Raw genomic sequence first — 22,935 nt, 5'->3', positions numbered from 1 at the left:
TACAGGTGCTCAATCATTTGGTGAGTGACTGGGCTTCAACCAACCCCGCACACCGCGGACACAGACAGGCCTTGTCCTTCAGCTCCTGCGGCAACGCCGCGAGCACCGCCGGGTCAATGGTTTCGGTAAAGCACCAGCAGGGTCGATCAACCGTTCGAGGGTCGGCCAGGGTGCAGCGATTGCTTTGGCCACAGACCGGACAGGTGTCCGGGCCTGAAAGGGGAGTGATCATGCCGGTTCCGCCATTTCCGTACAGACCCGATTGCGGCCGCTCTGCTTGGCGCTGTAAAGCGCCTGGTCGGCACGGGCAATCAAGCTTTGCAGGGTGTCGCCGGGGTGCAGTTCGGTCAGGCCCAGGCTGACAGTGACCTGCAAGGCTGCGCCGGTAAACACGTAGGTGTGCTGCTCGGCCAGCAGGCGAATCTTTTCGGCGACGCGTCGGGCACCGCTGCTGTTGGTGTCCTTGAGCAGGATGATGAACTCCTCGCCACCCCATCGGCAAATGATGTCGCTGTCTCGCAGGCAGCGTCTGACGTCATCGGCGAAACCGGTCAGCACTTCGTCACCCGCAAGGTGGCCGTGGGTATCGTTCAGACGCTTGAAGTGGTCCAGATCCAGCAACATCGCCGACAGCGACTTGTGCTCGCGGCGCGCGTCTTCGATGGCGTTCATGGCGATGCGGTCAAAGCCGCGGCGGTTGGGCAGGCCGGTCAGACTGTCGAGCATCGCCTGGGATTCGATACGCATCTGGAAACGGCGGATCACCCGGTTGAGCAAGTACAGCACCAGCACCATCACGGCCAGGCAGATTGACAGATTGAGGTACAGCGACTGACGAATTTCGTTGAGCGCGCCGTCTTCACGCTTGTCGACGAACAGGTACCAGTTCAGCTCGGGGATGTAGCGCACGTTGAGAAAGTGCGCGTCGTCCTGGGACTCGTATTGGTAGCTGCCGCTCTGTGGCTTGGGCATCTGCGCCTGCAAGTCCTTCAGGTTGGGCAGCTCGCGCAATACCTGGCCGATCTTCGCGCCATTGGGGCCGCCCTCGGCGCCGGTCAGTACCAGTCGACCGAAGGTGTCGACGAAGTACACGCTGCGTTGGTATCGCTGTTGATACCGGTCGATCAGCTTGATGACGGCGTCCACGGTCAGGCCCACGCCCGTCGCACCAATGAAGTTGTTGTTGTAGTCGAAGACCTTGTAGTTGATGAAGAAGGTCAGGTTGTCCTTGTTGGCCAGGTCCGGATCGACGTTGATCTCGTACGACTCGGGCATGTCGCGCACCCGGTAATACCAGACGTCGCGGGGCTCGTCCGGGCTGACCTTTTTCAGCACGCCTCTGGCCTGGTAGTAAGTGTGGCTGTGGTCGGACACGAAAAACGCGGTGTAGGCGCCGTAGTGATCCATGACTTCCTTGAGGTAGCGGGTCATTTGCTGCGAGTCGTTTTCGCCAGCCACGACCCAGTCACGCACGAAGGTGTCGCGGGCCATCATCGATGACAGCAGCACCGGCCGCACCAGATCCTTCTGGATCTCGGAGTAGACCGTGTCCGATGTCAGCGGCAGCTCGGTGTTGACGATGCTGTCGCGGATGGCGTCCCGCGAGGCGAAATAGCTCAGCAAGGATGTCGCCAGAAAGCCGCTCCCCAAAAGGATCACCAACGTCAACAGCAGGGAGCGTTGTGAGTGGAGCGTGGAGCGAAGGGGCATGACCAGTCCGATTGAATAAGTAGTCCATTAATTTCGACATGCTAGCCTGCGGCCACCCTTTTGCGCCATGGCCGTTTATAGTTTGCAGCCCACTGGATCATGGCGTAATCGGCGCCGTACCTTGCGCCGCGCCGTATTTCGGTGAGCGCCCCAGCAACGAGCTGATTGCCGAGCAGCGGCAATGCACCAGCAGGATCCTGTCGTAGTGAATGCCATGGCGATGCAATTGGGCGAACAGATCCTCCAGCGTCGGGCTGCTCATGCCGAAGCGATTGCGCACCGTGAGCACATCCATCGGCGCTGCAGGTAGAGAAGACGGCAGCGGTGGTTGCTGGGTGTTGCGCACGATGTGGCTGATATCCCGGTAGCTTTCGTAAGAATCGCTCTGGAATTTGCTCACGCTGTAGTTCTTGATCTGACCTGACAACGACGTGCCCGCCATCAACCTGTTTGCCTCTTTCAGATCGGTGAACGGGCCGATACCGGGGCCCGGACGAGACTGCACGCCGTTCAACAGCGCATAGGGTTTGATCGCCTGACTCGCGACCTTGTGCAAACCCGGATCAATCAGTTCATAACCATGGGGAGCATAGGTTCTGAGTTCCGTCCCATTGGGAACCGCAGTTGTGCGCGTCCAGGGCAGGTAGTAGCCGTGGCTGCTCACCACCAGTGTGCGAGCCTGGGATTGATCCGACGTCCACAGAAGAAACTTCTTCCCCAGCTTCCACACCCTCACCGGCTGGGTGCCGTACACCGCGTTACCCGCTACATGCCAGTTTTTCAGTGGCCCGGCACCGTTGAAAAACCGGTCGAGAAAACTTCTGCGCGAATGCGTCGTCCTCTGCAGCCATATGCCGAAGTTGCGCAGCGGCGTCACGGTGCTTGCCACCTTCAACAGGTTGTCAGGTGCGCTGAACCGGCCGAAGGCGCGCAACAGGCGAGGTGTGGCGGGGGCCAGTTGCAGCAACCCCAGGGAGAGGATGGCGACCATCACCTGACGACGTTCCGCCTCGCGGTAACCCGGCAGGTTCGCGGCCTGAATATTCAGAGCCAGGCTCGCCGCGCTGGCGGTCAGCGTTGCGATGGCGGCTGGCGGCAGAAAAAACGCCATCGGCGCCAGCAGCACCTGCAGACGGTTGACCTGTTGCGTCCAGTAATCGATCACAAGCTCGCGGTCGGTGACGATGCTGTCGTCGGCGTCATCGAGGCTGTTTTGTCGCAGATGCTTCAGCAGAAAGGCTATCGGCGAGTCGCAAATGTCGTGTTCGGCCAATTCCCGTGCGCGGGCCTTGTGCACCGCCTCGGTATAGATAATGTCAGTCCAGGGTCGCAGTCTCGACACAGGCTCCGGCGGTCGCTTCACGCCTCCCCACAATTGAAGGATGTAGCTGAGCGATGACTGAAACCGCAGCGGCATATAGTTGAGCAGCGTCTCGCGCCAGTACTCATTGGCAGCGCAGCGGCAAAGATGTTCGATCAACTGCTGCCGACTAGAGAACTCGAGGAACGCCTGTTGCTGGCCTGCCTGATACAGCACCCCGCCCGGTTGATCTCGATGCCGCAAAAAGAGCAGCCCGGGGCAGGCCGGGCCGTGCGCGCTGGCGAGCGGGCCGTTCGGCAAATTAAAGCCCAACGCGCTCCAACAGGTTTTGCGAGGCGTGCCGGGCTGGTGATCCTCTTCCAGTGCTGTCACCAGCAGGTTGAAAGCAGCGGCCGAAAGATCGCCGGTTTTCAGGCTTAACAACGCCTGGCCAATAAAGGTTGTCCACAGCCGTTGCTCACTGGCTGCACCTTGGCGGTCCCAAAAACGTCTGAGCCGATCAGCCATCCATCCTGGGAAATCCGCACTCCGGATCTGCGCTTCGACCTGCGTGGCACTGACTGAAAGTACGTTTTCCTCAGACCAGATCCCTTCGCCGCTCCCATCGCTGTAAACGACCCAGCGGCCGCCATGGTCTTCATAGCCACTGGGATTGTGTGCGCGAAAATTCTGCACCAGCGCCTGGCCCAAGGTGATGGGCTGTTCGTCAGGCACAACGAGGACATGGTTGGCCGGGATTCTCGGGTGGCCCCAGGGTCGTATCGCATGGCCTCTCAGATAGCGGACGAAAACCTGCTGCGGGTCGATCTCAAGTGCATGTTCCTGTTGGAGCCATTTGCCCATGAGTTTGTCAGCGCTGCCCAGCAGCGTTGGAATCCGATGCAGCAATTGGGCCTCGTCGTGCCAGTGGTCCAGCGCACTGATCAGCGCCAGCGCTGGTCGAATCGGTGCAAGCAGGAGGTCCTCCTCGTCGGCGGAAATATCCTGCGCTAACTCCAAAAGGTCGGCATCCCAAAGGCGTTCGTTTGAAAATTGCTGCTGTGCGTTCCCCAGGTACAGGAACAGGTCGTCTATCGGTTCGCTGAGTTCGAAGCGCGGCGGGGCGTGTGGTAGATCCAGATGCTGGCGATGCCAAGGGGAGGCGTTGAGTGCGTCCAGCACCTTTTGTGGCTGCCATGGGGCGTCATCACAGATGTATTCGCAGCAAGAGGCCCGGTCGCCCAGCACGTGGATGAAGCAGTGCCCGAAGTGTGACCGTACGTGAAAGATACCGGGAATGGCTACGTCGTTGAGCGTCACACCCCGCAGTGTCGAGCGACGAGGGCGGGGGTTGTCATGCACTTGTTCGAGTGTCTTGGGAAAGTCAGTGAGCCCCACTGCATCGAGGGCGAGCCGATAACCGTCGGCGCTAATCTTTTTGCGTTGCTGGAGGTGGTTGAGGCGATCAAGGAACGACAGCCTGGCGAGTAATTGCCAGGTGTCCAGATGGCGCACCCAGAATTGGCCCGACAGCGCTTCATGTTCATCGACCCAGTTGGCGTTCATCAGCAGCTTGAACAGTTTTTCGACAGTCAGTTCGACGGGCGCGCCGTGTACAGGTCCTTCCGGTTCGGCGCATCGTTGCAGCGCAATAAAGCTCGACGCGTGGGTTGATGCGCGCACCAGTTGTCGCAGTGACAAACGCAGGTCGAAATGTTCATCGCCATTGATATCCACCGCTGGATTCTGTTCGGTGCGCAAGTCGATGTGCAGGGCGTCGAGGTCCACTGTAATACCGAAATTCTCGCTGAGATGCTCGCTCAGGCGTTGGTCAAGCCACGCAGACAACGGCGCCGGACATTCAATATCCAGCTGCCAGGCTTTGAGGATCCAGAACGATCCGGACAGCAGGTGTGCGACCGGGCTTTTGCGTCGTTGCGCGAGACGTTTGTGGGCCAACGTGCGGGGCTGGACAGTGGGTGTATCGATGGGCCGTGCGGGTTCGGGCTCATCGGTGAAGGGACCTGTTTGTGGGCCGCTGGCAACGGGGAAAGTGTCGTTGCCGGGCAGATCAAGGCCAGCATGGGGATGCGGGGGATTGTTATGGGGCATGGAGAAACAACGCCAAGTGAATGAAGCACTCACTATGGCGTCGTGAAGCGACTGAATGGCGCTACCTATATATAGCGCCAAACATCTTTTGCGGTGTTCGGTCGGTCTATTCCAGTACGACGACCCGTTGGCCTGCGCGCACTGCCGAGCCGGGTTGAACGCGCACCTCGGCGACCACTCCGGCGATGGGTGCGAGCAGGGGAATCTCCATCTTCATCGACTCCAGAATCACCAGCGTCTCTCCCGCTTCTACGCGCTGGCCGAGGCTGACCTGCACTTGCCAGAGATTGCCGGCAATGTGGCTGTCAACGCTGGTCTGGCCTGTTTGCAGTGCAGCTTCTTCGCTCGACTCGGCGACGGCTTCGTCGCTTTCGAAGGTTGCCTGACCGTTGGCGATCCAGCGTTCGCGCTCGGCATTGAAGGCGCCTTGCTGCTGGCTACGGAAGGCCGCGATGCTGTCGGCCTCTTTGGCGAGAAACGCCTGATAGTCGGCGAGATTCAACGTGCTGTGTTCGATCTGCAGCGGGTAGCGACCCAAGGGGAAGTCGCGACGAATCCTGAGCAGTTCATCGGCGCTGACCGGATAGAACCGGATCTGGTCGAAGAAGCGCAGCAGCCAGGGTTTGCCATCGAAGGCTTCGACGGCGCGGTAGCGATTCCACATCTGCAGCGTGCGGCCAACGAACTGATAACCGCCGGGCCCTTCCATGCCGTAGACACACATATACGCGCCGCCAATGCCCACCGAGTTTTCCGCTGTCCAGGTGCGCGCCGGGTTGTATTTGGTCGTGACCAGGCGATGACGCGGGTCCAGCGGCGTCGCGACCGGAGCGCCGAGGTAGACGTCGCCAAGGCCCATCACCAGATAGCTGGCGTCGAACACTGTGCGTTGTACTTCGTCCAGATTCGGCAGGTCGTTGATGCGCCGGATGAACTCCAGATTGCTCGGGCACCAAGGGGCGTCCTTGCGCACGGTGGTCATGTATTTCTCGATTGCCAGCTGACACGCCGGGTCGTCCCAGGACAGCGGCAGATGAACGATGCGCGATGGCACTTCGAGGTTTTTGCTGGCGCAGACGCCATCCCATTCGCCGGCGACGATTTCCAGCAGATCGGCCAAGGGCAGTTGCTCGGGCTGGTAATGCACTTGCAACGAGCGAATTCCGGGCGTCAGATCGATCACACCCTGCAGGTTTTTGCTTTCCAGTGCCTGCATCAACGCGTGGCCGCGGAAGCGCAGCACCAGATCCAGTTCAGGGGCGCCGATTTCCAGAAGAAGATGAGTATCGCCGGAGAGTCGGGCGACGAGGCGGGTGTCGTTCTCACCGATGTCCAACACAATCGGCGAGGCCATGCAGGGCCCTTGTGGGAGGGATGAAAGTTGGCCTGAGATTTCAGATGCGCCGCCCATTCTTTGTGGCAGGGCGCTTGCTTGCGAAGACTGAGTGTCAGACGCAGAAAACACGTTTGATGTATCGCCCGCTTCGCGAACAGGCTCCCTCCCACGGACTTGTGATCGTTCCGGGAGTTGCGTTGTCGCGTCCCCACAGAGAGGGGTGGTAGCCAGTCGTCGTGCGGTGGTCAGGTCAACCGGATGAAACCTGACCTTATCTCCGGCCTTGAGCTGCCCCAGTTGCCACAGATCCGCCTCGATGATCGTCACCGGGCAGACGAACCCGCCCAGGCTCGGTCCGTCCGGCCCGAGGATTACCGGCATGTCTCCCGTGAAGTCCACAGCACCGATTGCGTAGGGGTTATCGTGGATGTTCGATGGATGCAGCCCTGCCTCGCCACCGTCAGCGCGCACCCACTCAGGCTTCGGGCCGATCAGGCGCACGCCGGTGCGGCTAGAGTTGAAATGCACTTCCCAGTGGGTGGCGAAAAACGTTTCGATGTAGTTCTCGCTGAAGTATTCCGGCGCGCCGTGGGGGCCATAGATCACCCGGATATCACGCACGTCCGGCAATTCCGGAACCTGCTCGACAGACAACTGCTGACCAACACTGCGGTCCATCAGCGGCGAGATGTGCAACACATCCCCTGCGCTCAGCGCACGACCGCCATGCCCACCAAACTGCCCGAGGGTGAAGGTGCTTTTGCTGCCCAGATAATCCGGCACATCCAGCCCCCCGCGCACGCACAGATAACTGCGTGCACCCGCGCCGGCAATCGTACCCAGCACCACGGTCGAACCTGCCCTGATCAACAGCGATTGATTCATCGGCTGCGCTTCGCCATCGAGCGTCACCGGAATCACCGCGCCGGTCACCGCAATCACCGCATCGGTATTGAAGCGCAGCATCGGCCCGCTCATGGTGATTTCCAGCGCGGCGCAGCCCTGTGGATTACCGAGCAACTGATTGCCATGACGCAGCGAGCGGCTGTCCATCGGCCCTGAAGGCGGCACGCCGACCGCCCAATAACCCGAACGCCCCGGATAGTCCTGAACGCTGGTTTGCGTCCCACCGCTCAACACCTCAAACGTGTCAGCGCGATACACCAGACCCTCCAGGCAGCGGGTCCAGGGCTGACCGCTGGCGAAGGGGGCGTCGTCGATGATCTGACGCAAGTAGTTGCGGTTGGTCTCGACGCCATACAAACGAGTGTCGCTCAGCGCTTGCGCCAGACCAGCGCTGGCCGCCTCGCGATCCGCCGCCCAACTGATGACCTTGGCGATCATCGGGTCGAAGAACGGCGGGATCTCGCAGCCGGCCTCGACCCAGGTATCGATCCGCAGGTGTTTGCCATTGGCAGGCGGGAACTGAACCGAGGTCAGCAGGCCGGGGCTCGGCTGGAAATCCCGGCCCGGATCTTCGGCGTACAGGCGCGCTTGAATGGCGTGGCCGCTCGGTTTGAGGCTTGCTTGAAGTTCAGCCAGCGGCGGCAAGTCACCCGCCGCCAGCTGGATCATCCAGCTCACCAGATCCACGCCCCAGACCTGTTCGGTCACACCATGTTCGACCTGCAAGCGGGTGTTCACTTCAAGGAAATAGAAGCGCTGATCGTCGCTGTCGAAGACAAATTCCACGGTCCCCGCGCTGCGGTAACTGACCGCTTTCGCCAGCTTGATCGCCGCGGCGCACAGCTCTTCAGCCATGCCTTCGGGCAGGTTCGGCGCTGGGGTTTCTTCGAGGACTTTCTGGTTGCGGCGCTGCACCGAACAATCGCGCACGCCCAGGGCAATGACCTCACCCCGACCGTCGCCAAACACCTGAACTTCAAGATGGCGGGCGCGCTGGATGTACTTCTCGATGAACACGCCTGCATCGCTGAAGTTGTTCTGACCAAGGCGTTTCACAGCGTCGAACGACTCGCTCAGTTCGCTCGCGCTGCGGCACACGCGCATGCCGATGCCACCGCCTCCCGCGGTACTTTTGAGCATGACCGGGTAGCCGATCGTTGCGGCAGCGCTCAGGGCGGACTCGACACTATCCAGCAACTCGGTGCCCTCCAGCATCGGTACGCCGTGCTGTTTGGCGAGGGCGCGCGCGGTGTGCTTGAGGCCGAACACGCGCAGTTGCTCAGGCGTCGGGCCGACGAAAGCGATGCCCGCGTCTTCGCAGGCCTGGGCGAAGGAGGCGTTCTCGGAAAGAAACCCGTAACCGGGGTGGATCGCCTTTGCGCCGGTTGAGCGGGCGATGGCGAGAATCTTGTCCACCGCCAGATAGGTCCCGCCCGCGCCACCGTCGCCCAGACTGTGGGCCTGATCGGCCTCCAGAATGTGCAGGCTGGCTGCGTCGGCCTCGGAATAGACCGCGACGCCTTCGACGTTCAAGGCGCGGAGGGTACGCAGGATGCGGCAGGCGATGGCGCCGCGGTTGGCGATCAGCAGTTTATCGAACATGGTTTTGACCCCGGAGACCGACCTGCGTCTATCTCAAACTGGGTAGCGGGCCGTCCCGCTGTAGTACTGGTTGCACGAAGGCCGTCCCTCGCGCCAAAACGCTTCTTCCGAGGGCGTGACGATCAATCCCAGACCAGCAGTTCAGCTGGCGTCGGGTTGTAGCCATTGCACGGGTTGTTCAATTGCGGGCAATTGGAAATCAGCACGATCACGTCCATTTCCGCGCGCAGCTCGACGTATTTGCCCGCGCCCGAGATGCCGTCCTCGAAGGTCAGCTCGCCTTCAGCGGTCACCGGCACGTTCATGAAGAAGTTGATGTTCGGGCTGATGTCGCGCTTGCCCAGACGACCGTCATGCACACAGGCGCGCAAGTAGTTGTCGCGGCAGCTGTGCATGTGGCGTTTTTCCAGGGCGTAACGCACGGTGTTGCTCTCTTGGGCGCAGGCGCCGCCGAGGGTGTCGTGGCGTCCGCAGGTGTCTTCGACGATGGTCAGCATCGGCTTGCCGAGGTTGGAATACAGCACGCTGCCTTTACTCAGGTAGACGTTGTTCTGCCGACGCAGCGTGCGCTGCACGTCGTAGCGCTCACGTGGATTGGCGAGGCTGTAGAACAGCGTGTCGACCGCCTGATTGCCTTCCAGATCGAGCAGACGCAGGGTTTGCCCGGCCTTGAGTTCAGTCAGTGATGGCTCGCCTGCGGCGATGTGAGTAATGGAAACGGGGGCGTTCTTTTGGCTGTAAGTGTGTGCAGTGCTCATGTCAGGCCTCCTTATGCGAACAGGCGATCGGTGTTGATGAAGCCGCGCACGTTTTCCTCACGGGATGTGCGGCAGTGTTCGGCGACGCTGGCGTCGGCCTTCATCCAGCTCAGCTTGACCGGCTGTGGGGCGTATTCGGGATTCGGGTCCATCGGATGTTGCAGGGCAGTGAGCACCACCAGCGTGTCCATCGGCGCGTACAGCTCGATGTAGTCTCCAGCCTTGGAGTTATTGGTGACGAAGGCCAATGCGCCGTTGTCGTCGACGTTGACCCGGCTGAACAGGTTCAGCGTCATCAGCAGATCGGACAGGCCCAGCCCCCATTTGCCCATCTCCACCAGCAGGTTGTCGGTGCCGTTGCGGAAGAAACCGTTGCGCAGTTCCTGATAGCGCCCCTGGCCGTATTTTTCGGTGACTTCCTCGGCGCACAACACCCCACCGATGCTGTCACTCCAGCCACAGGTGTCGGCAGTGATCGCCGCCAATACGCGGCCCATGTCCGAATACAGGCAATGCCCGGTTGTGAGCTTGGCGGTGTGTTGGCACTTGAGGCTGTCAGGCAGGTTCAGACGCTCGGTTTTCTCATGGGCGTTGAACATCGTCAGGCTGACGTTGGCGTTGCCGCTGAGGTCGGTCAGACGCAGCAACTCGCCGCGCTTGAGCACGAACGACAGGTGGCCGCCACCAGGCAGCAGTTCTTCGGCGAATACCGGAAACACAGCAGTTGAATCAGTCATGTCGAGAATCCTTCAAGCCGTTTGCAGCGATTCGATGGCCGCACGCGCGGCCCGGCGATCGCTGTTCAGGGGAATGTCGTAAGTGATGCGGGCGCCATAGGCGCCGGGGGCGTGCGGGTCGATGCGGACCTTGTCGAACACCAACAGGCGGGTGCCGAGATTGAAGCCTTCGGACAGATCGTGAGTGACCATGAACACCGTCAGTTTGGTTTCGCGCCACAGCTCCAGCAGCAGGGCATGCATGTCCTTGCGGATGCCCGGATCGAGCGCGCCGAACGGCTCGTCCAGCAGCAACACGCGGGGCTTCATGATCAGTGCCTGAGCGATGGCCAGACGTTGCTGCATGCCGCCGGAAAGTTGCGTCGGGTATTTGTCCAGTGCGTGGCCGAGACCGACTTTGTGCAACAGCGCCGAGGCTTGATCGCGAGCCTCGCGCTTGGCCTTGCCGAATAACCGCCCGAGCAGCGCCGAGCGCGGCAGCTCGAGACCCAGCGCAACGTTGTCGAGCACCGACAAGTGGGGGAACACCGAGTAGCGCTGAAACACCACGCCACGGCTGGCGTCCGGCTCTTTCGCCAATGGCTGGCCGTCCAGCAAGATCGTGCCTTTACTCGGCACTTCCTGGCCCAGCAACAGGCGCAGGAAGGTCGATTTGCCACAACCCGAAGCACCGACCAGCGTGCAGAATTCACCTTCGGCAATGCTCAGGTTCAAGCCTTCAAGCACCACTTGATCGTCGTATTGCTGCCACACGTTATTGACCGTGATGAAGCTCATGGGCGTGCTCCCTCGTACCACGGGAAGGCCTTGCGGGTCAGGGTTTTGAGACCCCAGTCCATCAGCCAGGCGAGGAGGGTGATCCAGACCACGTAGGGCAGAATCATGTCCATCGCCAGATAGCGGCGCACCAGAAAGATCCGGTAACCCAGGCCGTCGGTGGATGCGATGGCTTCGGCCGCGATCAGGAACAGCCACGCCGAACCCAGCACTAGCCGCAGCGAGATCAACAGGCGCGGCAGCAGTTGCGGCAGCACCACGCGCAAGATCAAGGTCCATGTCGAGGCGCCCAACGTCTGCGCCTTGATCAGCAGCTCGACCGGAATCTCCCGGGCGCGCTGTTCCAGATCACGGGCGAGCACCGGCGTGATGCCGATCACGATCAGCATCACTTTCGACAGCTCTCCCAGCCCGAAGACGATGAACAGAATCGGCAAGATCGCCAATGGCGGCACCATCGACAACACGGTCAACAGGGGCGACAACGGCGCACCGAGCAGCGGCAGCACACCCGATGCAATGCCCAGACACAGACCGACCACAGCGCTGATCGCAAGGCCGATGGCCAAGCGTTGCAGACTCGATGCGCTGTCCTGCCAGAGCAGGTACTCGCCGGTGCGTTGATCGGGCACGATCGCCACGCGTTTGATTGCGTCAGTCATCTGCACGGCGCTGGGCAGCAGCTTGTCGTTGGGATTTTCCGTCAGCCGCGTCGCCGAGCCCGTAAAGTAGGCGAACAGCAACAGGGCGAACGGCAGGATCACCAGAATCAATCGGCTGGCGCGATCCGGGCGGCGGTTTATCAGGCGCATGGCAGTGACCTATCGAAAGCGGGATTTACAACTTGCCGTCAGCGGCCATCTGCACGTAGCTCGGGTCGAAGTGCAGCTTGAGGTTGCTCTTGTCGCCTTCAGTCACGCTGTTGGCGAAGCTCATGCCGACGGCGCTGGAGTCCTTGGCGCCTTCGCCCAGCAGGCCGTGTTCGAAGGAGAAGTCAGCAACCTTGCGCATGGTGCTCGGCAGCTGCTTGCTGTTGGCGAATTCGAGCGCTTCTTTCGGCGTGGCGAACAGCTTGGTCGTGTCCAGTTGCGACTTGAAACCAGCCAGATCGGTACCCGAGGCCTGGGCCATGTGTTCCAGGGCTTTGGTCGATTCAGCGGATTTGGCGTTCATCAGCGCGACCACTTCAAACCAGGCGCCGGTCAGTGCCTTGCCCAGCGCAGGGTTGTCCTTGAGGGTCTGGGTGTTGACCACCATCATGTCCATGATCTCGCCGGGGATCTTGCTGGAGTCGAACACTTCGGTAACGCCGGGCTTGGCCTTGATCTCCGAGAGCATCGGGTTCCAGGTGGTCACGGCTTTGACTTCGCTGGTGTTGAAGGCGGCGGCGATGTCGGCGTCGGAGGTGTTGACGACTTTCAGGTCTTTCTCGGTCAGGTCGACCGAATCCAGCGCGCGGGCCAGCAGGTAGTGGGAGACCGACAACTCGACCAGATTGACGTCCATGCCCTTGAGGTCGGTGACTTTCTTGCCCTCGCCCTTGATGACGATGCCGTCGTTGCCGTTGGAGAAGTCACTGACCACCAGCGCCGTGCTTTCCACACCGCCCGCTGCCGGGATGGTCAGGGCGTCCATGTTGGTCATGGTGCAGCCGTCGAACTGGCCAGCGGTGTACTGGTTGATCGACTCGACGTAGTCGTTGAGCTGGGTGACCTTGATGTTGATGTTGTACTTCTTCGCCCACTTGTCGACGATGCCTTGAGTGCCGGCGTATTCCCACGGCATCCAGCCGGCGTAGATGGTCCAGCAGACATTGAAATCTTTCTTCGGGGCGGCGGTCGCGCAGAGGCTTAGAGCGGCGATGAGGCCAGCGGTGAACAGACCGGCCAGACGGGACTTTTTCATTGAATACCTCCAGTAGCGAAAAGGGGCGGTCAGGAGTACGGCGACACCACTGGTGTCCTGTCTCCCGGGCTTTTATCCCGCCGTGTAACCTCTACTGGAGGTCGCCGACTCTCGGACCAGCCACTCGCTTTTTCAAACGAGCCGGAACCCTAGTCAGCTATTGCAAATTGTGGTGCCGCGAACCTGAGTTGACTCCTGCACGGGGTTTGTTAAGCGAGAGTTGTGCCAAGTCGCTGCGGGCCTTGTGCGGTCTGGGGTGCGACGTAAACAGCGATTTTTGTTGACGAGCAATGTGCACTGTTGCGGGGCGCCGTCTGGCGGCTGAGGCTTGGGCTGGGGCACTCGGAGGCGATTTTGCAGTCTGACGTTACGTTCTCGGCAATTTCGGGAACGCCGACCAGCGCCGCTGGTTCGAGCTCTATCGCGGTCCAGGAGGCCGCCATGTATCGACGAAGCTTGCTCACCTTATTGATGACGTTGTCTCTCGCCGGATGTTACGGAGGCTATTACGAATCTGAGACTTACACGCAGCCGGTCTACAGCAGCGGCTACAGCAGCGGATACGTGTATGACAGCTATCGCCCGGTAGGGCCGACCGGCTTTTATGGCGGCTCCTCGGTTTACTACTCCTCCCCACGTTATTACTCGGCGCCACGCTACTATTCACCACCCCGATACTACGCGCCGCCACCGCGTTACTATGGGCCTGGATACGGCGGTGGACGGCCAGGCTATGGCGGCCCTGGTTACGGGCGGCCCGGCTACGGCGGCGGTGGAGGTCACTGGAATGGTGGCGGTGGTGGCGACCATGGTTATCGCCCACCGCCCCAAGGGCCAAGACCGGGTGGTGGTGGTCCCGGCCCTGGCTGGAATGGCAATCACGGTGGCGGAGGAGGTGGCGGTGGCCCCGCACCGGGCAGACCTTCTGGCGGAGGCAACTTCCGTCAGGACGGCAACTTCGGCCGAGGCGGCCACGGTGGTCCCGGCGGCGGCAACCGATAAGCCGACACGAAAACGGCGCTCTCAGGAGCGCCGTTTTTTTATCGGTATCACCTGATCTCACGGACACACGCCAACAGGTGTGGTGGTGTCAGAAAAATCAATATCCCGACAGATCCGCCAGTGGATGGCGTCCTTCCCAGGCCTTTTCAAAGTGCGCGTCAATCACGGCCAATGGAATGCTCGCGATGTCCTGCCAGTGCCAGTGCGGCGTGTGATCCTTGTCGATCAAACGCGCCCGCACACCCTCGCCGAACTCCGGGTGCCGGCAGCAATTGAGGCTCATGCAGTACTCCATCTGAAACACTTCGGCCAAGGACATGTGCCGGGCCCGCTCGATCTGCTCCCACACCAGTTGCGCGGTCATCGGGCAGCCTTCGGTCAGGGTCTTCGCAGCCTTGGCCAGCAGAGCGTCGTTCGAATGCAGTTGATGCTTGAGCGCATTCCACGCGCACGCGGCGTCGGCGACATCCAGCAGTTCATCGATCTGCTGACGACGCGGCAGCCACTGCGCGGCAGGCAGTTGCCCCACGGCCTCCTGCTGGAGCGCCTTGAACAGGCTGTTGAGCTGCACGGCGGTCTGTTCCTGCCAATTGAGTTGCAGCAGGCGATCAATCATTTCCTCTTGCTGGCCGTCCAGCAGGAAACGGTCCGCAAGGTCCAGATCCAGCGCATCACGGCCGTTGATGTGCGATCCGGTCAAGCCCAGAAACAGCCCCAGCTTGCCCGGCAGCCGCGACAGGAACCAGCTGGCGCCGACGTCGGGATAAAGGCCGATGTTGATTTCCGGCATCGCCAGCCGGCTGCTGGGTGTGACCACCCGAATGCTGGCGCCTTGCAGCAGCCCCATGCCACCGCCAAGTACATACCCATGCCCCCAGCAGATCAGCGGTTTGGGGTAGGTGTGCAGCGTGTAATCCAGCCGATATTCGGCGGCAAAGAATTGCGCGGCCAGGGCTGGGACCTTTCCGGGCTTGCCGCGGCCGGCCTCGACCAACGCGCGCACGTCGCCGCCCGCACAAAATGCCTTCTCGCCATTGCCGCGCAGCAGCACGCAGACGATCTGCGGGTCGCTGGCCCAGGCGTCCAGGCGGTCTTGCAACGCCAGAATCATCGGCAGGGAGAGTGCGTTCAGAGATTTTTCCGCGTCCAGCGTGGCAATGCCCAGCCGGGCTCCGTCGGTTCCGGTGAGCTCTTCGAATTGCAGATTCATCGTGACCTCTTGTTCGTGGTACGGGGCATCCATCAAGGCTGTGAGTCCCTCGAATGCCGGGAAGTTGCACTCAGGTGATGCAGAGGAGTGTAGGAAAGCCCGGACGCACTGCGCTGGAAATAATTGGCAACAGCCCCTAAAGTCCGCGCATTGTTTCTGCCGGAATGCATCATGACCAACGACGACCGCATCAAACTGGAGCCCAGCTGGAAAGAGGCGCTGCGCGAAGAATTCGAGAAGCCCTACATGGGTGAGCTGCGCGAGTTCCTGCGCCAGGAGCATGCGGCGGGCAAGGAAATCTATCCGCCGGGTCCGTTGATTTTCAATGCGCTGAATTCAACGCCGCTGGATAACGTGAAAGTGGTCATCCTGGGTCAAGACCCGTACCACGGCCCGAATCAGGCGCACGGCCTGTGTTTCTCGGTGCAGCCCGGCGTGCCCGCTCCGCCGTCGCTGGTCAACATCTATAAAGAACTGAAGCGCGACCTGAACATCGACATTCCCAACCACGGCTATTTGCAGTCCTGGGCCGATCAGGGCGTGCTGATGTTGAACACCACGCTGACCGTCGAACGCGCCAACGCCGCGTCACACGCCGGAAAGGGCTGGCAGCATTTCACCGACAGGATCATTGAAACCGTCAGCGCCCATCAGCCGCATCTGGTGTTTCTGCTGTGGGGCGCTCACGCGCAGAGCAAGAAAAAACTCATCGATGCGACCAAGCACAAAATCCTGACCTCCGTGCACCCGTCGCCGTTGTCGGCCTACAAGGGCTTTCTGGGCTGCGGGCATTTCGGCATGGCCAACAAGTTTCTGCAGGAAAACGGCATCGCCCCGATTGAATGGCGGCTGCCAGCGCAAGTCTGAACTGAATAGTGAACATGCTTCTGTGAAAGACAGATACCCCCTGTAGCCGCCCGGCCGTGCTGCTACAGGGGATGGCATTGGTATTGTGGCCCCCACAATAAAGCCTGGTGTGCTCAGGTAGCAGGCTGCCGATTCCAGTACCTGAACAACGGCTCCGCCAGAAACAGCACGAACAACAACCGCATCACCTGCATCGCCGTCACCAATGGCACCGACAGCTGCAACACCTCGGCCGTCAGGCTCATCTCCGCAATCCCACCGGGCATCATGCCCAATGTCAGCGAGCGCAGGTCCAGATGGGTCGCTGTGCTCAACGCCAACGCGCACAGCGCCGCGATACTCATGGTCAGCGCCGTACCCACGAGCGTTCGGCCAATGAACGACGGCGCACGGCGAAAAAACGCACGATTGAAGTGGCAGCCCAGTCCGCTGCCGATCAGCCATTGCCCCATCTGACTGCCGCCGTTGGGCAGGCCGATGTGCAGATCGAAACTGACGCTGATCACTGCACTGACCAGTAACGGCCCGAACAGCCACGGGTTGGGCTGTTTCATCCGCTGCCAGAGCCAGGCGACAAGAGCCCCCAGCGGAAACAGCAACGCCAGCCACGTCCAGTCGACGAGGGTTGCGTGAGAGGGCGGGGCGCCGTTGCCCATCAGGTATTTGAAAATCGCCGGAACGCACAACACCACCGCCAGGACGCGCAGGCTTTGGCCGGCTGCAACGTTGCTGAGGATGGCGCCGTTACGTGCGCCGAGATTGACCATTTCCCCCGAACCGCCGGGCATGCTGGAGAAAAACGCCGTGGCGCGGTCTTCTCCGGTGCGCAGCATCAGCCACACGCCGACCACACTGGAAACGCTGGTGACCAGAGCGCCGATGAAGATCAGGCCGAAATGCGACAGGACTTGTTCGATGACCACGGGAGTGAAATGCAGGCCGATACCGATGCCGACCACCCATTGGCCGCATTTGCGGCCGCCGGGGATTTCAGCCAGCTGCCAGGGGGTCAGGCAGCGCACCAGGATGATCGCCAGCAACGAGCCGACCATCCAGGGCAATGGCCAGCCGACCTGACTGGCGAGGTATCCGCCCAGCAGGCCGACCAGCGGTGTTCCCCACCATGTTTTGTAGGGCCGATCAGACATTCGCCAGATCACGACGCTGTGCACGCTTACGCCAGATGCGCAGCAATGGGAAGGCCAGCATGATCACGGTCAGAACCCATACGCCCAGTGTGATCGGGCTCGACCAGAGGATGTCCAGCGAACCGTTGGAGATCGACAGTGCGCGACGCAGGTTTTGTTCCATCAATCCACCGAGGATGAAGCCCAGCAGAATCGGCGACAGGGGGAAGTCCAGCTTGCGCAGGATGTAACCGAAGATGCCGATGCCGACCATCAGGAACAGGTCGAATGTAGTGGCGTGAACCGCATAGACGCCGATCCCGGTAATGATCGCAATCACGGGCACCAACGCCCAGTTCGGCACGGCCAGAATCCGCGTGAAAACACGAATCATCGGAATGTTCAGGATCACCAGCATGACGTTGGCCACGAACAGCGAGGCAATCAGGCCCCAGACCAGATCCGGTTGCTGCTGAAACAGCAGTGGCCCCGGTGTGATGTTGTACAGCGACAGTGCGCCGATCATCACGGCGGTGGTGCCCGAGCCCGGTACACCCAGCGTCAACATCGGCACCAGTGCGCCACAGGCGGCACCGCCGATGGCCGTTTCCGGCGCAGCCAGGCCACGCATATCGCCTTGTCCGAATTTGCCATCCTTACCGGCGATGCGTTTCTCGGTCATGTAGGCAACGGCGCTGGCCAGTGTAGCGCCTGCACCCGGCAACACGCCCATGATGAAGCCCATCACACCGCAACGCAGGTTGACGACGAATACCGCACTGGCTTCCTTGACGTTGAACATCATGCGACCGGTGGCTTTTACCGCTTCCTGACCGTGATGGGTCTTCTCCAGCAACAGCAGGATTTCGCTGATGGAGAACAGGCCCAGTACCAGCACCACGAACTGAATGCCGTCAGCCAGGTGAATATTGTCGCCGGTGAAGCGATACACACCGCTGTTGGCATCGATGCCGATGCTCGACAGGAAAAGGCCGATCAACGCTGCAATGAACGTCTTCAGTGGTCGATCTCCGGCCATGCCGCCGAGGCAGACGATGGCGAACACCATCAAAACGAAGTATTCCGCAGGCCCGAAGGCAATCGCCCACTTGGCGAGCAACGGGGCGAACAGCACCATGCCGCAGGTCGCGATCAGCGCGCCGATGAACGAACTCCACGCCGACAATGACAGCGCGACACCCGCCAGACCCTGACGGGCCATCGGGTAGCCATCCAGGGTGGTCATCACGGTGGAGGCTTCGCCCGGAATATTGAGCAGGATCGAGCTGATGCGCCCGCCGTACTCGCAACCCAGATAAACCGCAGCCAACAGAATCAGTGCTGATTCGGGCGGCAGGCCGAGGGCAAAAGCGATAGGGATCAGCAGCGCCACGCCATTGATCGGGCCCAGGCCCGGCAGCAAGCCGACGATGGTGCCGATCAGAGTGCCGGAAAGGGCAGTGACCAGGTTGTACGGGGTCAGTGCGACGCCGAATCCCTGGCCGAGATAGCCGAGAGTATCCATATCATTTCTCCAGAACGTCGAGCAGGCCGAGGGGCAGAGGCACATCCATCACTTTGTCGAAGAGCAGGTACAAACCGATGCTCATCAGGGTGATGATGACGATGCTCGGCAGCCAGCGACCGCCATACAGGCGTGCCATGGGGATGCCGATCAGGATGCTGCTCAGCACGAAGCCGAGGGGTTCGAACAGGCCGGCAAAAATCAGCAGCAGCCCGGTGCAGACCGCAATCTTGATCAGCGTCGGACGGTCCAGTGGCGGCTCGTCTTCGGAATGCTTGATCGGCGTCGGCCGAAACACCATGTACAGCAGCGAGATGCCCATCAGCGCCAGCATCAGCAGCGGAAAGGCGCGCGGCCCGACGGGTTCGTAAGAAAAGGGGGCCTGATAAGGCCATGCCATCAGTGCCAGGCCGATGCAGACCATCAGCAGCACAAAGGCAAAAATTCGTTGCAAGACCATGGAAAACTCCCGGGTGGCGCCACCGCGCAGGCGGCGCAACCCTCAGTCAATCAATCGAGTTCGATTACTGAATCAGGCCGAATTCCTTGGCCAGCACTTTGTATTCAGCCACGCGGGTCTTCACGTACTTGTCCAGCTCCTCGCCGGTCATGGCGAACGGGAACAGCTCGCGCTGATCACGCAACTTGGCGAAGTCTTCCGAAGCCAGCAGCTTGTCGAAGGCCGCTTTCCACCAGTTGTAATCCTCGTCGCTGACCTTCGGCCCCAGATAGAAGCCACGAACCACCGGCCAGACGATGTCGTAGCCTTGCTCTTTGGCAGTCGGGATGTTTTTCATTTCCGGCTCGTCCAGACGCTGTTCGGAGAACACTGCCAGCAGACGCATGTCGCCGCTGAGGATGTGCGGCATGGAGTCGGAAATGTCGGTTGAGCCCACTTGGATGTGACCGCCAAGCAAGGCGGTGGCAATTTCACCGCCGCCTTCCAGCGCCACGTAACGCAGGTCGCGCGGGTTGATGCCGGCTGCCTTGGCGATCAGCGCAGTCTGCATCCAGTCCTGGCTGCCGACGGTGCCGCCGGAGCCGATGACCACTTTGCTCGGGTCGGCCTTCAGGGCTTTGACGAGATCGTCGAGGCTCTTGTAAGGGGAGTCTGCCTTGACCGCGATGGCGCCATAACTGGTGCCGACGGCCGCCAGCCAGCGCACGGCGTTTTCATCGAAACGACCGAACTTGCCTTGCGCCAGGTTCAGCAACGAACCGCTGGACCAGGCGACCAACGTGCCCGCATCCGCCGGCCGCTGAGCGACGACCGCGTTATAGGCCACCGCACCGACGCCGCCCGGCATGTAGGTCACGCGCATCGGTTTGGTCAGAATCTTCTCGTTGACCAGCGCGCTTTGCGCCAGTTTGCAGGTCAGGTCGAAACCGCCGCCGGGGGAGGCCGGGGCGATACATTCAGGACGGTTGGGTTCTGCGGCCCACAATTGAGTGGCCACCAGCATGCAACTGGCAGCGACGCTGATACGGCGCAACGATAGGTTCATGGTCAGTCTCCGACGGAGTTGTTGTTTTTAAGTGCGTTCAGGTGTTGGTTCAGGCAATGGTTCGACGGCGTCTTGAACGGGTAGTGATCGGGAACGGGGACGTGACGATGCACCGCGCAGCGAGGGTGCGAGGCGAACAGAAAACAGGACGGGATTCAGACGGCACGGTGGCCGAGGATTGCAGTGAGGACATCACCGATGACTCCGATATTGTTTTTATTGTTGAAAACGCATCGAGGCGTTTTTCGTCACGACCCAGGGGTGTCACTGGCGCTGCGCGGGACGCAGCCGTAACAAGTCGTAACCGGATCCTAATCAGCGAAGCTTTCATCAACCTTTCAACTACCTTTCATAAAGCTGTCGCCAGCACAACATCGACGCATGCTGGCTGTTTTCGAATTGTTTCAGGCCTTCACAGACGGCGTTGCGCCTGTAAACTCCGCCCCCACCAAACGCCTCAATCGGGAGAAATCGATGCGTGTCCTGCTCGTCGAAGACCATCTGCAACTGGCTGAAAGCGTCGCGCTGGCGCTCAAGGGCAGCGGGTTGACCGTTGATGTCCTGCACGATGGCGTGGCAGCCGATCTGGCGCTGGGGAGCGAAGAATACGCGGTGGCGATTCTCGATGTCGGCTTGCCACGCATGGACGGTTTCGAAGTTCTGGCGCGTCTGCGCGCTCGGGGCAAGAACACCCCTGTGTTGATGTTGACCGCTCGCAGCGACGTCAAGGACCGGGTCCACGGCCTGAACCTGGGCGCCGACGATTATCTGGCAAAACCCTTCGAACTGTCGGAGCTGGAGGCGCGGGTCAAGGCGCTGTTGCGGCGCAGTGTGCTGGGTGGCGAGCGACAACAACGCTGTGGCGTGCTGGTTTACGATCTGGACACGCGACGTTTCAGTCTGGGGGACGAGGTACTGACCCTGACTTCCCGCGAGCAAGCGGTGCTTGAGGCGCTGATCGCCCGTCCCGGCCGGGTGATGAGCAAGGAGCAGTTGGCGTCGCAGGTCTTCGGGCTGGACGAAGAGGCCAGTGCCGACGCCATCGAAATCTATGTGCATCGACTGCGCAAGAAACTCGACGGGCACCCGATCGCTATCGTGACGTTCCGTGGTCTGGGCTACTTGCTGGAAAGCCGTGATGCTTAACCCGATCCCCTCAGCGGAAAACAGCCTGCGCTGGCGCCTGCTGTGGAATCTGGGGCTGCTGCTGGTGGTGCTGATGATCGCCAGCGGCATGAGTGCTTACTGGAATGGCCGTGAGGCCGCCGATACCGCCTACGACCGCACCTTGCTGGCGTCGGCGAGGACCATCGCTGCCGGGCTCTCCGAGCGTGACGGTACCCTCAGCGCCGACGTGCCTTACGTGGCGCTCGACACCTTCGCCTACGACAGCGCAGGGCGTATCTACTACCAGGTCAACGACATCAACCATAAGCTGATTTCCGGTTACGAAAACCTGCCTGCGCCCCCGCCAAACACCCCGCGCACCGACGATTATCCTGCGTTGGCAAAGTTTTATAGTGCTCGATATCAAGGCCAGGATGTTCGTGTCGTCAGCCTGCTCAAGGCCGTCAGCGAGCCAAACATGAACGGTATCGCCGAGATTCGTGTTGCTGAGACTGAAGAACAGCGTGTGAGCATGGCCCGAGGCCTGATGGCCGATACCTTGCTGCGTCTGGGCATGCTCGGCAGTGGCGCGCTGTTGTTGGTGTGGTTCACCGTGAGTGCCGCGCTGCGGCCCCTGGACCGTTTGCGTACGGCGGTGGAAGAGCGTCAGCCGGACGACCTGCGTCCATTGCCGATGGTCGAGGTGCAGCACGAACTGCGCCCTTTGGTCAGCTCGCTCAACCACTTTACCGAGCGCCTGCGGGTGCAGTTCGAGCGTCAGGCGCAGTTCATTGCCGATGCGGCCCATGAGCTGCGTACTCCGTTGGCGGCGCTCAAGGCGCGGGTCGAGTTGGGCCTGCGCGATTCGGAACCGGCTGCCTGGCGCAGCACCCTGGAAAGTGCCGCCCTGGGGACTGACAAACTGACTCATCTGGCCAATCAACTACTGTCCTTGGCCCGTATCGAAAACGGCGCCCGGGCGATTGCCGAAGGCGGGGCAGAACGGCTTGATCTCAGCCAACTGGCGCGCGAGCTTGGGATGGCCATGGCGCCCCTGGCCCATGCTCGTGGTGTGGCATTGGCGCTTGAAGCCGAGGAGCCGATCTGGATGCGCGGCGAGCCGACATTGCTCAACGAGTTGCTGAGCAATCTGGTGGACAACGCCCTGGCGCACACCCCTCCCGGCGGCAACGTGGTGCTGCGGGTGCATTCGCCCTGCGTGCTGGAAGTCGAAGACGACGGGCCCGGCATTCCGCTGCATGAGCGTGACAGAGTGTTCGAGCGTTTCTATCGGCGTAACCAGCAAAGCACTGGCTCGGGGCTCGGGTTGGCGATTGTCGGCGAAATCTGCCGCGCGCATCTGGCCAGGATCACCTTGCATGACGGCGTAGAACGGGGGCTGAGGGTCAGGGTGACCTTCGTCCCGCTGGAATCCGGCGCTGTCTGACG

The 22,935-nt window shown here is 61.1% G+C and carries 18 protein-coding genes and 1 riboswitch; of the genes, 4 read left to right on the top strand and 14 right to left on the bottom strand.

From position 1 onward, the window contains the following. Nucleotides 1-13: 13 nt before the first annotated feature. The 9 genes from BWR59_RS22780 to BWR59_RS22740 all read right to left on the bottom strand — a co-directional run bounded on the left by BWR59_RS22780 (nucleotide 14) and on the right by BWR59_RS22740 (nucleotide 13,143). Nucleotides 14-232 carry a cysteine-rich CWC family protein gene (locus tag BWR59_RS22780; RefSeq protein ID WP_081567876.1) on the bottom strand — a complete coding sequence of 73 codons (219 nt, stop codon included), beginning with the start codon at nucleotides 230-232 and terminating at the stop codon, nucleotides 14-16. Continuing rightward, nucleotides 229-1,710, bottom strand: coding sequence for a sensor domain-containing diguanylate cyclase (locus BWR59_RS22775; protein ID WP_081567875.1), 1,482 nt, complete (start codon nucleotides 1,708-1,710; stop codon nucleotides 229-231). Before BWR59_RS22775 ends, BWR59_RS22780 begins: the two co-directional genes overlap by 4 nt. A gap of 97 nt (nucleotides 1,711-1,807) precedes the next feature. Continuing rightward, entirely contained in the window at nucleotides 1,808-5,122 is a 3,315-nt protein-coding gene (locus BWR59_RS22770) for a DUF6543 domain-containing protein (protein WP_143490907.1), read from the bottom strand. 106 nt (nucleotides 5,123-5,228) lie between these two features. Further along, a complete protein-coding gene (locus tag BWR59_RS22765) occupies nucleotides 5,229-8,966 on the bottom strand; it encodes an urea carboxylase (protein ID WP_081567873.1) in 3,738 nt (1,245 codons plus the stop codon). 122 nt (nucleotides 8,967-9,088) lie between these two features. Beyond that, nucleotides 9,089-9,724, bottom strand: coding sequence for an urea amidolyase associated protein UAAP2 (locus BWR59_RS22760; RefSeq protein WP_081567872.1), 636 nt, complete (start codon nucleotides 9,722-9,724; stop codon nucleotides 9,089-9,091). A gap of 11 nt (nucleotides 9,725-9,735) precedes the next feature. Further along, nucleotides 9,736-10,461, bottom strand: a complete 726-nt coding sequence (locus tag BWR59_RS22755; protein WP_081567871.1) for an urea amidolyase associated protein UAAP1 — start codon at nucleotides 10,459-10,461, stop codon at nucleotides 9,736-9,738. 12 nt (nucleotides 10,462-10,473) lie between these two features. Beyond that, the gene (locus BWR59_RS22750) at nucleotides 10,474-11,238 is read right to left on the bottom strand and encodes an ABC transporter ATP-binding protein (protein ID WP_081567870.1); all 765 of its coding nucleotides are present in this window, start codon (nucleotides 11,236-11,238) and stop codon (nucleotides 10,474-10,476) included. Beyond that, a complete protein-coding gene (locus BWR59_RS22745; RefSeq protein ID WP_081567869.1) occupies nucleotides 11,235-12,050 on the bottom strand; it encodes an ABC transporter permease in 816 nt (271 codons plus the stop codon). The genes BWR59_RS22750 and BWR59_RS22745 overlap by 4 nt, the downstream gene beginning before the upstream one ends. Before the next feature lie 25 nt (nucleotides 12,051-12,075). Then, entirely contained in the window at nucleotides 12,076-13,143 is a 1,068-nt protein-coding gene (locus BWR59_RS22740; RefSeq protein WP_081567868.1) for a putative urea ABC transporter substrate-binding protein, read from the bottom strand. Nucleotides 13,144-13,202: 59 nt separating this feature from the next. Beyond that, a riboswitch (guanidine-I (ykkC/yxkD leader) is annotated at nucleotides 13,203-13,307 on the bottom strand. A gap of 277 nt (nucleotides 13,308-13,584) precedes the next feature. Here BWR59_RS22740 and BWR59_RS22730 point away from each other — a divergent pair. Continuing rightward, nucleotides 13,585-14,145: a hypothetical protein gene (locus BWR59_RS22730; protein WP_081567867.1), complete on the top strand. Its 561-nt coding sequence runs from the start codon at nucleotides 13,585-13,587 to the stop codon at nucleotides 14,143-14,145. A 97-nt stretch (nucleotides 14,146-14,242) separates the two neighbouring features. On the opposite strand, the gene BWR59_RS22725 is transcribed toward BWR59_RS22730, so the two are convergent. Beyond that, entirely contained in the window at nucleotides 14,243-15,355 is a 1,113-nt protein-coding gene (locus BWR59_RS22725) for an enoyl-CoA hydratase/isomerase family protein (protein ID WP_081567866.1), read from the bottom strand. A 168-nt stretch (nucleotides 15,356-15,523) separates the two neighbouring features. On the opposite strand from BWR59_RS22725, the gene ung reads away from it, so the two are divergent. Beyond that, nucleotides 15,524-16,222: a uracil-DNA glycosylase gene (gene ung, locus BWR59_RS22720; RefSeq protein ID WP_168184526.1), complete on the top strand. Its 699-nt coding sequence runs from the start codon at nucleotides 15,524-15,526 to the stop codon at nucleotides 16,220-16,222. A gap of 113 nt (nucleotides 16,223-16,335) precedes the next feature. On the opposite strand, the gene BWR59_RS22715 is transcribed toward ung, so the two are convergent. The 4 genes from BWR59_RS22715 to BWR59_RS22700 form a co-directional block, all read right to left on the bottom strand. Then, nucleotides 16,336-17,370: an AbrB family transcriptional regulator gene (locus BWR59_RS22715; protein WP_081567864.1), complete on the bottom strand. Its 1,035-nt coding sequence runs from the start codon at nucleotides 17,368-17,370 to the stop codon at nucleotides 16,336-16,338. Continuing rightward, nucleotides 17,363-18,874, bottom strand: coding sequence for a tripartite tricarboxylate transporter permease (locus BWR59_RS22710; protein WP_081567863.1), 1,512 nt, complete (start codon nucleotides 18,872-18,874; stop codon nucleotides 17,363-17,365). The genes BWR59_RS22715 and BWR59_RS22710 overlap by 8 nt, the downstream gene beginning before the upstream one ends. 1 nt (nucleotide 18,875) lies before the next feature. Beyond that, entirely contained in the window at nucleotides 18,876-19,334 is a 459-nt protein-coding gene (locus BWR59_RS22705; RefSeq protein WP_081567862.1) for a tripartite tricarboxylate transporter TctB family protein, read from the bottom strand. Nucleotides 19,335-19,398: 64 nt separating this feature from the next. After that, nucleotides 19,399-20,385, bottom strand: a complete 987-nt coding sequence (locus tag BWR59_RS22700) for a tripartite tricarboxylate transporter substrate binding protein (protein ID WP_168184525.1) — start codon at nucleotides 20,383-20,385, stop codon at nucleotides 19,399-19,401. 468 nt (nucleotides 20,386-20,853) lie between these two features. Here BWR59_RS22700 and BWR59_RS22695 point away from each other — a divergent pair, with 468 nt between their 5' ends. Together BWR59_RS22695 and BWR59_RS22690 are read left to right on the top strand one after the other, a co-directional pair. Continuing rightward, a complete protein-coding gene (locus BWR59_RS22695; RefSeq protein WP_081567962.1) occupies nucleotides 20,854-21,525 on the top strand; it encodes a response regulator in 672 nt (223 codons plus the stop codon). Further along, nucleotides 21,518-22,933, top strand: a complete 1,416-nt coding sequence (locus BWR59_RS22690) for a sensor histidine kinase (protein ID WP_081567860.1) — start codon at nucleotides 21,518-21,520, stop codon at nucleotides 22,931-22,933. Before BWR59_RS22695 ends, BWR59_RS22690 begins: the two co-directional genes overlap by 8 nt. Nucleotides 22,934-22,935: the final 2 nt, after the last annotated feature.

This window comes from Pseudomonas sp. Bc-h, assembly GCF_002080045.1.
GTDB lineage: Bacteria > Pseudomonadota > Gammaproteobacteria > Pseudomonadales > Pseudomonadaceae > Aquipseudomonas.
Note: the sequence above shows the minus strand (reverse complement) of the source record. Positions and strands in the feature narration are given on the sequence as shown.

Coding starts and splice junctions, on each gene's coding strand:
- BWR59_RS22780 (WP_081567876.1), bottom strand. CDS start 232: ATGATCACTCCCCTTTCAGGCCCGGACACCTGTCCGGTCTGTGGCCAA.
- BWR59_RS22775 (WP_081567875.1), bottom strand. CDS start 1,710: ATGCCCCTTCGCTCCACGCTCCACTCACAACGCTCCCTGCTGTTGACG.
- BWR59_RS22770 (WP_143490907.1), bottom strand. CDS start 5,122: ATGCCCCATAACAATCCCCCGCATCCCCATGCTGGCCTTGATCTGCCC.
- BWR59_RS22765 (WP_081567873.1), bottom strand. CDS start 8,966: ATGTTCGATAAACTGCTGATCGCCAACCGCGGCGCCATCGCCTGCCGC.
- BWR59_RS22760 (WP_081567872.1), bottom strand. CDS start 9,724: ATGAGCACTGCACACACTTACAGCCAAAAGAACGCCCCCGTTTCCATT.
- BWR59_RS22755 (WP_081567871.1), bottom strand. CDS start 10,461: ATGACTGATTCAACTGCTGTGTTTCCGGTATTCGCCGAAGAACTGCTG.
- BWR59_RS22750 (WP_081567870.1), bottom strand. CDS start 11,238: ATGAGCTTCATCACGGTCAATAACGTGTGGCAGCAATACGACGATCAA.
- BWR59_RS22745 (WP_081567869.1), bottom strand. CDS start 12,050: ATGCGCCTGATAAACCGCCGCCCGGATCGCGCCAGCCGATTGATTCTG.
- BWR59_RS22740 (WP_081567868.1), bottom strand. CDS start 13,143: ATGAAAAAGTCCCGTCTGGCCGGTCTGTTCACCGCTGGCCTCATCGCC.
- BWR59_RS22730 (WP_081567867.1), top strand. CDS start 13,585: ATGTATCGACGAAGCTTGCTCACCTTATTGATGACGTTGTCTCTCGCC.
- BWR59_RS22725 (WP_081567866.1), bottom strand. CDS start 15,355: ATGAATCTGCAATTCGAAGAGCTCACCGGAACCGACGGAGCCCGGCTG.
- BWR59_RS22715 (WP_081567864.1), bottom strand. CDS start 17,370: ATGTCTGATCGGCCCTACAAAACATGGTGGGGAACACCGCTGGTCGGC.
- BWR59_RS22710 (WP_081567863.1), bottom strand. CDS start 18,874: ATGGATACTCTCGGCTATCTCGGCCAGGGATTCGGCGTCGCACTGACC.
- BWR59_RS22705 (WP_081567862.1), bottom strand. CDS start 19,334: ATGGTCTTGCAACGAATTTTTGCCTTTGTGCTGCTGATGGTCTGCATC.
- BWR59_RS22695 (WP_081567962.1), top strand. CDS start 20,854: ATGCGTGTCCTGCTCGTCGAAGACCATCTGCAACTGGCTGAAAGCGTC.
- BWR59_RS22690 (WP_081567860.1), top strand. CDS start 21,518: ATGCTTAACCCGATCCCCTCAGCGGAAAACAGCCTGCGCTGGCGCCTG.